This is a genomic window from Mucilaginibacter sp. P4_D1 (assembly GCF_056401935.1).
In genome coordinates, this window is the sequence record NZ_JBFUIJ010000060.1 from 20,698 (window position 1) to 30,371 (window position 9,674).

The 9,674-nt window shown below is 45.0% G+C and carries 9 protein-coding genes and 1 riboswitch; of the genes, 3 read left to right on the forward strand and 6 right to left on the reverse strand.

Features of this window, described 5'->3' with window-relative positions; genetic code table 11:
• Positions 1–55: 55 nt before the first annotated feature.
• The 3 genes from metE to AC1DV1_RS28520 form a co-directional block, all read right to left on the reverse strand.
• Positions 56–2,362 carry a 5-methyltetrahydropteroyltriglutamate--homocysteine S-methyltransferase gene (gene metE / locus AC1DV1_RS28510; RefSeq protein WP_477367166.1) on the reverse strand — a complete coding sequence of 769 codons (2,307 nt, stop codon included), beginning with the start codon at positions 2,360–2,362 and terminating at the stop codon, positions 56–58.
• Positions 2,363–2,529: 167 nt separating this feature from the next.
• Positions 2,530–2,731, reverse strand: a riboswitch (cobalamin riboswitch).
• Between the two features lie 214 nt (positions 2,732–2,945).
• Positions 2,946–4,268, reverse strand: coding sequence for an NHL domain-containing protein (locus tag AC1DV1_RS28515; protein WP_477367169.1), 1,323 nt, complete (start codon positions 4,266–4,268; stop codon positions 2,946–2,948).
• 82 nt (positions 4,269–4,350) lie between these two features.
• Positions 4,351–4,968 (reverse strand): phosphatase PAP2 family protein, encoded by a 618-nt coding sequence (locus AC1DV1_RS28520; protein ID WP_477367173.1) that lies wholly within the window; start codon positions 4,966–4,968, stop codon positions 4,351–4,353.
• 184 nt (positions 4,969–5,152) lie between these two features.
• On the opposite strand from AC1DV1_RS28520, the gene AC1DV1_RS28525 reads away from it, so the two are divergent.
• Genes AC1DV1_RS28525 through AC1DV1_RS28535 form a run of 3 tightly spaced genes read left to right on the forward strand, consistent with a single transcriptional unit; the run spans position 5,153 to position 7,126 of the window.
• A complete protein-coding gene (locus AC1DV1_RS28525) occupies positions 5,153–5,899 on the forward strand; it encodes a dioxygenase family protein (protein ID WP_477367176.1) in 747 nt (248 codons plus the stop codon).
• A gap of 11 nt (positions 5,900–5,910) precedes the next feature.
• Positions 5,911–6,462 carry a hypothetical protein gene (locus AC1DV1_RS28530; RefSeq protein WP_477367179.1) on the forward strand — a complete coding sequence of 184 codons (552 nt, stop codon included), beginning with the start codon at positions 5,911–5,913 and terminating at the stop codon, positions 6,460–6,462.
• On the forward strand, positions 6,425–7,126 hold the full coding sequence (locus tag AC1DV1_RS28535; RefSeq protein WP_477367182.1) for a pirin family protein: 702 nt from the start codon (positions 6,425–6,427) through the stop codon (positions 7,124–7,126). The genes AC1DV1_RS28530 and AC1DV1_RS28535 overlap by 38 nt, the downstream gene beginning before the upstream one ends.
• Before the next feature lie 405 nt (positions 7,127–7,531).
• Here the strand turns inward: AC1DV1_RS28535 and AC1DV1_RS28540 are convergent, their stop codons facing one another.
• From AC1DV1_RS28540 to AC1DV1_RS28550, 3 genes are all read right to left on the reverse strand, one after another.
• Positions 7,532–7,687 carry a twin-arginine translocase TatA/TatE family subunit gene (locus tag AC1DV1_RS28540; protein WP_477367185.1) on the reverse strand — a complete coding sequence of 52 codons (156 nt, stop codon included), beginning with the start codon at positions 7,685–7,687 and terminating at the stop codon, positions 7,532–7,534.
• Positions 7,688–8,012: 325 nt separating this feature from the next.
• Positions 8,013–9,047, reverse strand: a complete 1,035-nt coding sequence (adhP, locus tag AC1DV1_RS28545; RefSeq protein ID WP_477367188.1) for an alcohol dehydrogenase AdhP — start codon at positions 9,045–9,047, stop codon at positions 8,013–8,015.
• Positions 9,048–9,056: 9 nt separating this feature from the next.
• On the reverse strand, positions 9,057–9,404 hold the full coding sequence (locus AC1DV1_RS28550) for a hypothetical protein (protein ID WP_477367191.1): 348 nt from the start codon (positions 9,402–9,404) through the stop codon (positions 9,057–9,059).
• Between the last annotated feature and the right edge of the window lie 270 nt (positions 9,405–9,674).

Sequence of the window (9,674 nt, forward strand, 5' to 3'; positions counted from 1 at the left end):
ATGCCAAAAATCTGAAAAAACAGGCAAGTATACGCAAATTGCCTGTTTTTACCCGTCAGGATGCTATTGTTTCTACAACTAACTGACGAAGTTGTTTCGCTGCGGTCACCATATTTATAAGTGCCACCTGGGTTTCGGGCCATTTTCGGGTCTTTAATCCACAATCGGGATTAACCCATAAATTGCCGGCGGGTAACAATTCAGATGCTTTTTCCAGCAGGCTTACCATTTCATCAACCGTGGGTACGCGCGGCGAATGGATATCATAAACGCCGGGGCCAATTTCGTTTGGATATTTAAAATCGGCGAAGGCAGCCAGTAGTTCCATTTGCGAGCGCGAGGTTTCAATGGTGATCACATCGGCATCCATATCGGCAATGTTACCAATGATGTCGTTAAACTCGCTGTAGCACATGTGCGTATGTATCTGTGTTTCGTCCCTCACACCGCTGGCCGAAATACGGAAGGCTTTTACCGCCCAGTTCAAATAATTTTGCCAGTCTTTTTTACGCAACGGCAAACCTTCACGGATAGCAGGCTCATCAATCTGGATCACCTTTATGCCGGCGGCTTCCAGGGCCACAACCTCGTCACGGATGGCCAAAGCTATCTGGTTGGTAGTTTCGGACCGTGGCTGGTCATCCCGTACAAATGACCATTGCAGTATAGTAACCGGGCCGGTTAGCATACCTTTCATTAGCCTATCGGTGTTTTGCTGCGCGAAGCTGCTCCAGCGTACGGTCATATCCGCCGGGCGGCTTACATCACCATAAATAACCGGTGGTTTAACACAGCGGCTACCATAGCTTTGTACCCAGCCATTTTTGGTGAACAGGAAGCCGTCTAAACGTTCGCCAAAGTATTCCACCATGTCGTTACGTTCAAATTCGCCGTGTACCAGTACATCCAGTCCAACCTCTTCCTGCCAGCGGATGGCGTCAATGGTTGCTTTTTCTATCTCGGCATCATATTGGGGCCCGGTTAGTTCACCTTTTTTTAGCCTTGCCCTTAACGAGCGTATATCATCAGTTTGCGGGAACGATCCTATGGTAGTTGTAGGGTACAGTGGTAATTTAAAGCGCTGCTGTTGTATTTTCTGGCGGGAGATGAATCCGCTTTCACGTTGCGCATCGGCATCGGTTATGGCTGCCACGCGTTGTTTGATATCCTGCTTATGAATGAGTTTTGAAAGGCTACGGCTGGTAAGGGCACGCAGGTTTTCTTGCAGTAATTCATTATTGCCGCCAATGATCTGTGCCAGCTCGTTTATTTCGTTTAGTTTCTGTTTGGCAAAGGCCATCCAGTTTTTTATCTCGGGGATGATGGCGGTTTCCAGCTCCAGATCAAACGGGGTGTGCAGCAGCGAGCAGCTTGACGCAATCATCACCCTATCGGTACCCAATACAGCAATTGCTTTTTTTACGTGGGTTAACGAGCGCACATAATCGTTTTTCCAGATGTTACGGCCATCAATTACACCTAACGATAAGCTCAGGCTATCGGGCAATACGGTGAGAACTTTGTACAACTGATCGGGTGCACGCACCAAATCAACATGAATGGCGCTTACAGGCAGGGTTACGGCCAGTTCGGTGTTTTCGTGCAGACTTTCGAAGTAGGTTGTCAGCAGCACTTTGATGTCCGGACATTGTTTCCTGATTTCCATGTAGGCGTAAGCATAAGCCGATTTCTCTTTGTCGGTAAGGTCAAGCGCCAGGAAGGGCTCGTCAAGCTGTACCCAGATAGCACCGTAACTTGCCAGCCGTTTTAATACTTCGATGTAAACCGGCACCAGTTTTTTAATCAGGTCTATTTTATCAAAACCGGTTTGTTTTTCTTTACCTAATAAAAGGTAGGTTACCGGGCCAATCAATACCGGTTTTGGTATGTTGCCGGTATGTTGTTTGGCCAGTATAAACTCGTCAAATACCTTTTCGCTAAATAGTTTAAATTGCTGGTTTTGTACAAACTCCGGTACAATGTAGTGGTAGTTGGTATCAAACCATTTGGTCATTTCCATGGCTGTAACATCCAGGCCATCTTTTTGGTAGCCGCGGGCCATGGCAAAATACAGGTCAATTTCGGTATTGGCCTTGTTTTGTGTTAATACCGGGGTGTAACGCTCGGGAATGTTGCCCAGCATGAGCGAGGTATCCAGCACCTGGTCGTAAAAACTGAAATCGTTACATGGGATCAGATCGATACCGGCATCATGCTGGGTTTGCCAGTTTTGCAGGCGAATTTGCCGGGCGGCGGCAAATAAATCGTTACGGGTAATGTTGCCGGCCCAGTACTGTTCACTGGCTTTTTTGAGTTCACGGTGGGCACCTACACGTGGGTACCCGAGATTGTTTTTGAGCATACGCTAAAACGTTTTYGGTTAAACATTAAGTTGACTTAATGCTCCTTACGGTTTTCGGTATGCTTTCGGAGTAAATGGTAATAAAAGACAAAAGCGTAACCTACAGGCAAGCAAATGCCGGTATAGCTATTCTTTTTTCTTCGACTACTGCTTCATTGCGCGAAAGCATTGTCTTTTACATAGCGGCAAGTATCCTGGCTTGTAACATTGTTGCCGTCCTTCTCATTCGCGCGTGGGCGAACAATGGACTTTGTTAAAGGCAACAACTTTTTGTGTTACTTACAGTTGCGCGACAGCCCGTGATTTACACACGGTTCCTTATTAATCCCTGTGCTTTAAACACCGGGAACCACTCTGCAGAAAAAAAGTAAAGAACTTTATTGGCTGTAAAGATGGGAAAAAATGTGCGGATTTTTGATGTGCAGATTTCAAATGGCAGATGTGCAGATGATTTTTGAATTTCAGGATTGAAACTTGAAATTTTAATCAGCCCCCGGTTGCCTTGATGGGATAGCGGTTATATGATAAAAATGCCCGGTTGGCGCCGGGCATTTTTCTGAAAGTTTGACGTTATAATAGGTGGCTATTCAAATGCAATTTTGCGGATTTGCTGATTACCGCTATCTGCTACAAATATATTTCCGAGCTTATCTATCGCAATACCTGCAATATTATTAAAGAACGCCTTGGTTGCTGGGCCGTTAGCGAAGCCTCCAACTTCAAAGCCTGCAAATGTTGTTACCTGACCAGCTGGAGTAATCTTCCTTATCCTATGGAAATCGGCTACATAAATATTACCGTCTTTATCAACTGCCAAGCCATAAGGCCTTGCAAATCGGGCACTACTTCCCTGTCCGTCGGTTGTGCCWAATAGGCCATAACCAGCTAAAGTAGAAATTACGCCAGTAGCGCTGATTTTTTGTATGTTGTAACCCAGCTCAAGCGATACATACAAATTATAGTCTTTATCGAACGCGAGGCTTACCGGGCTATATCGGGTGCCTGACTTGGGATTTAACACTACTTTTGAAAATGTACCAACATTGGCATCAGGTGTTATCTTTCGGATAAGTTCATTATTTAAATCGGCTACAAAAAAATTACCCGAACCATCAATTTTAATATCGGCTGGGCCAAAAAAACTTGCAGCTGCTCCCTTGCCATCATCAGCCAGTCCGTTTCCTCCTCCCGCAAAAGTCGTGACATTATTTGATGGATCTATTTTCCGGATAAGGTCATTATAGTAATCAGCAACATAGATATTACCCGCCGGGTCAATAGCTAACCCCGTCGGACCATAAAAGCTCGCTTCGGTTCCTTTGCCATCATTCTTATCCGTTCTTCTGCTGCCTGCAACTGTACTTACAGTTCCGTCAGTGGCGATCTTCCTGATATCGTTATTGCCGTTCTCAGATACAATTAAATTTCCGGCTGCATCAAACGCCAATCCTGATGGCGTGAAGAATTTAGCATCCGCTGCTGCACCATCCGCGTAACCGTAAGTACTGCCACCTGCAAAAGTGCTCACCAGCCATGATTGCTGATAGGTAAAAGTTGGCCCTGTTATAGCTGTGCCGCCGCTAACCTTCACACTTACTGCCCCGCTGCCGGCCGCCAACGGAACTTTTACGGTAAGCTTTGTTGCGGTTGCTGCGCTTACTGTTGCAGCTTTGCCATTAAAAAACACTTGGTCGTCGGCCAATGTTGCGCTAAAATTGGTACCGGTGATAACCACTTCTGTATCATATACACCTGTATTTACACTTAATGATGTGATAGTAACTTTTGGAGTGTTATCAACAGGTGGCGCTGGGTCCGAGCCTTTTTTTGAACAGCTTACAATAACCATTGATAGAAAAAGCAAGAATAAATAAGCAGGTTTTAGTTTTACTAAAGAGAATGTCATGATAAGATTTAGTAATATTTTATCCTAAAATAACAAATTTCTGGTAATGGAGGATGATTAAATTTAAAAATCGCCAAAAACACTATTTTTTCAAAAACAACATCGGCAACGCGCTCGCAGCTCCTAATCCTGCACCCGTAGCCACATCTGTGGGGTAATGTACCCCCAGGTACATCCTTGAATACGCGGTTGAGCCTGCCCATAAATAGGCCGGGACTATCACATACCATTTGGGGTAAGCGGCCGATAAAGCAGTTGCTGTGGCAAACGATGATGAACTATGCCCCGATGGAAAAGAGTAATTCCCCGGCCGGTAAACGGGTGTGATATTGATATTCTGGATGAATGGCCGCGGCCGCTTTACCAGCACTTTAATCAATTGGGTTAACCCGGCAGAGATAGCTGTGCTACTGGCCACGTACAGCGCATTTTGCCGCATCTCCTTATTGTTGCCGACGATGCCACCAACCAGCAAGCCTGCCGGTATACCAATATTACCGTATTCCAGGTGATTGCTCATAAACAGGAAAAAACCGGTTTGGGCCGGGGTACGGTGTTCCTGTAAATCTATCATGATGGCATCATCAAATCGTGGGGTACGTAACTGGGCGGTGGCGGTGTTAATATGCAGGCATAAAAGCAGTTGCCATGAAAGCGCAATGACCAAAAATCTGAAACATAAATACCTGCGCACTGCCATTTTTAGTTTTAAGGATTTGTATTGCCCCAATATAGGACTATTTACAACGAATTATTTAGCTGGCTTATCTTTTCATCGACACAAAACTCTCGCTTACCGACACATGGTATGTCACTTTCCTGATACATTTTACTTTTGAATCGTTAACCAGCATCACAAAATATAAACTAAAAAGATTAAAATCATGGAACGTAAAAATTTTTTAAAAAGCCTGATGATCGGCGCAGTGTCTACATCGGTATTGGTTGAAGCCTGCAAAAAAGACTCAACTGTTACCACTACTACCAGCAGTACATCAGGCACCACTTCGTCGTCGGGCAGTTCATCCGGGTCAAGTTCCAGCTCAGGCACCTGCAGTGTGATTGAAACTGAAACCGAGGGGCCTTATCCAACCCATTCACCGGCATCATATGTGCGGAGTGATATTACCAGCGACCGTACCGGTTATAAAATGACAGTTAATATTACTGTTAACAACAGCAATAACAGTTGCAATGCCTTATCGGGCGCGCTGGTTGATATCTGGCACTGCGATGCCGAAGGTAATTATTCGGAGTATGGCGGCAGCGGCTCACAATCTACCAATTACACTTCGGTGCATTTTTTACGTGGCAGGCAAACTACCGATGCTAATGGCCTGGTTTCTTTTACCTCTATCTTCCCGGGTTGGTATACCGGCCGTGCCACACATATTCACGTGCATATATACAATTCGGCAGGTACATCACTAAAGGTTACACAAATAGCTTTTCCTGAAGGAACAGGCACGGCTTTAGCTACTGTGGCAGGCTATAGTAAAGGAATGAGCGGTTATACCTATAACGCTACCGATGGCGTGTTCAGCGATGGCTATACCCTTGAACTGGCCACCATAACCGGCAGCAAAACTGCCGGCTTTGTATTATCAATCAGCATGAGCGTACCTGCTTAACCAGAAATAACATGGACACCCGCGTAATTACACTTTGCTATCGAAAAATTATCGATTTAAACTCAGCCAAACAATGGGATAAGGTAGTGTTTGAGKCATCGTACCTGGAGTTTAAAATGCAGGCCCAAAACTATAGCCACGATACCGCTTTTACCAGTTATGCCGACCTGCTAAAACACGTGCCAAAGGCCCAAAGGCTTGCCGGTATGGTTACCCCGGCTATAACCGGGTATTTGCAGCAGTTAGGTGGTATAGTGCCCGATGTGCTTAATAACGTGGGTAAGCGTTTTTTAAAGTTCAATAAATTTCAGTTCGAGGTCATCAACTCTGATATTAACGACAAAGCCCGGCACCAGGTGGCAGTTAATTTTTATACAGAGGCACTGGTTTGGCACGATACCGTTGCCGATTTTTTACTGGTAGCCGATTACCGGCCCGATGCAATGGGCGATGAAGAAGTGTTGAGCAACCTGTTCAAACTGCCGCCATACGTAAATATTCATTCACTCCAAAAGTTACAACAACATGGAAAAGATCTCACCCGGGCAGATTCACCTTGCTGATCAGCGGGTAATTACCCAAAATAATACCTTCAGGCGGTGCAGCACTTTTAATTACGATGGGCATTTTAATGAGCACCGTAAAGCTTTTGGCCCCCTGCGTGTATTTAACGATGAGATTTTGGCGGCCGGTAAATCAATTACCATACAGGTACAAAACGCCTGCTATTTTGTAGCGGTGCCTGTAACCGGCGCCCTGCTTGTTGAGGATGCCGAAGGGAAAAGTACGGTAGTTGATGTAGGTGAGGTTTATATAAATTATGCAAACAGCGGCGATATTTTAACTTTAAATAACCCATACCCAAATGATTGGGTTAACTTTTTGCAGCTACAGATAGGCGCTGATACAGAAGTGTTCCCGTTTTTTAAGCAAACCTTCAACTTTGATTTTGATGACCGGCAAAATGAATTAATAAGTATTATCCCCACTTTATTCAGGCTGCCATTTAACCTGCACATCGGCCGGTTTGATGGCCGTGCGGATGCACTTTATCACCTGAAAACACCTGGCTCGTTGTTTTATGCGTTTGTAATTGCCGGGGCCTTTGAATTGCAAGGCCGGCTGATGCACGAACGCGACGGCCTTGCTTTGTGGGGCCTGCAAGAAGCTGATATGGAAGCCTTGAGCAATAGCGCAGTGATGCTGGTGTTGGAGATGGAGGGCTAAAAAGGGCTGCCGGGTATTGGAATATCCGAAATCTTTCGCCCCACTTCAAGGTCTTACGATGTAACCGCGTCTTTTGAATCGCATCAATTAATAAAACCTTTTGTCATTTCGAACGAACCGGGCGGGCTTGCGCGCAGGGGGGAGGAGAAATCTTCGACGATATGCTATACAATGGTGCCAAGTGCATGGAAATCGTCGAAGATTTCTCTTTCGCGCCCCTCTATTTCTCCGCAAGCTCTATCGAAATGACAATTTTCTTTTGTTAAAAAGATATGTCCACACCTCGTTCATAGGGATTACATTTACTGATAATAATGCTGTGAAAGCTTGACCGTGTTTTGCAAGCAAAAAAGGCGCATCGAGATAACTCATGCGCCTTTTTCGGTTTTCCTTTTTTTAGTTAAATTACTCTTTAATCGTTGCGTCTTTTTGGGTTTTACCGTCGTTAAATGCCTTTAAACCCTGGCTCATGCCGCGCATAAGCTCAGGGATTTTTTTGCCGCCAAATAATAACAATACTGCAATAATAATGAGTATTATTTCAGGTGCTCCTAATCCCATAATTTTAAGTTTTTTTGATGAATAAATTAATTACTAATCCCTTATCAACCTAAAAGTACCAAAGTCGGATATTATTGGAGACATTGTATCGGCGAGGTGCTGATTTGTGCCGATGAATCGGTTCTCCCCGGGACCCCCGATATTTAATATTTATATGCAGATATAGTAACCAGCTATAAACTGTATTTATGAATAAAGACAACTTTTAACTTTACGTATTTGCTTTAAGCTTAAGCCGGTAGTTTTTTAACCCAAACAAAAGCCAGGCAACACTTAAGTTCCTGGCTTTTACTTGGGCTATGATGGTGTTTTTTGGGTGGAATTTTTATGGCTTGGCTATCTCCAACACAACGCGGCCGTCAATTTTACCGGCTTTCATATCATCAAATACTGTGTTGATATCCTCTAATTTAGCGGCATGCACGGTTGCCTTAACCTTGCCTTCAACTGCAAACGCAATAGCTTCTTCCATATCTTTACGGGTACCAACTATTGATCCTCTTACGGTATAGCGGTTAAGCACGGTTTCAAATATCGGCAAATCAAAGGCGCCTTTAGGCAAGCCGTTCAGCGCGATAGTACCCTTGCGGCGCAGCGCCGATATGCCCTGGCTGAAAGCTATTGGCGATACTGCAGTTACCAATACCCCATGCATTCCCCCGGTTTCTTTTTGCAGATACGTGCCGGGATCCTGCTCTTTGGCGTTAACAACCAGTTCGGCCCCCAGTTTTTTTGCAAGTTCCAGTTTATCATCGGCAACATCAATTGCAGCCACATGCATGCCCATAGCTTTGGCATATTGTACGGCAAGGTGCCCTAAGCCGCCAATGCCGGATATAGCAACCCATTCGCCTGGCTTAACTTCAGTTTCTTTTAGTCCTTTATACACAGTTACACCGGCACAAATAATTGGCGCCATCTCGGTAAAATTGATCCCCGCCGGAAAGTGAGCCACATAACGCGGATCGGCCAGAACATATTCGGCGAAGCCGCCATCTACACTGTAGCCGCCATTTTGCTGGGTTCCGCAAAGTGTTTCCCAGCCGGTAATACAAAACTCGCAGCAGCCGCAGGCACTGTAAAGCCATGGTACGCCTACAATATCGCCTTCTTTTACGTTTTTAACATCGGCGCCTATTGCTACCACATAGCCAATAGCCTCGTGGCCCGGTATAAGGGGCAGTTTTGGTTTTACCGGCCAGTCGCCATTGCAGGCGTGTAAATCGGTATGGCAAACACCACATGAAATTACTTTAACCAGTATCTGGTTGGCGTTCGGGGTTTTAACCTCCACATCTTCAATTTGTAATGGTGCGCCAAACTCACGTATCACGGCGGCTTTCATTTTTTGAGGAATCATAAATATAAATTATATGGTGAAGGCAATGAGCATTAACGCATGAAGCGCTATGCTTGCAGCAAACAGGGTAAGCAGGGTTTTAATACCGGCGCCGCCCATGCCGGCTATAATATTGGCAAAAAATAAGGTTAAGGTCACAACCAAAACAAGTACTGGCGCATTAAAGTAATATATTAAAATGGCGGGTACCGGCAGAAAAAAAACGCCCTGAAAAACCAGTGATACCAAAAACCATAATGTTTTGTTGTCGGTTTGGCTGTTAACAAAAGTGTTCCATTTGTTAGCTAAGTCATTGGTGTTTTTTTCTGTAGTTGGTTGGGCGGTCCATTGGACACGGGTACTCATTGTAGTTTCCATGATTCAATTGATTTTTATACCGCAAATATCCCTGGAATTAACAGGGTGCACCATGACAACAGGCACCCCAAAAAGTGATGATCGTCACATCAAGGGTGTTTGGAGGAAATAAAAAGGAGGGGGGGGGAATGTGCGATTCCTTGCCATCTGCACACATCCTTTAGATAAAAGAAATTGTCATTTCGATAGAGCGGGTCGGAAAGAGCAGGGCGCGAAAGAGAAACTACCTCTTGAGCGTAGCGAAAAATCCCAGACGCCCTGCAATTCGAT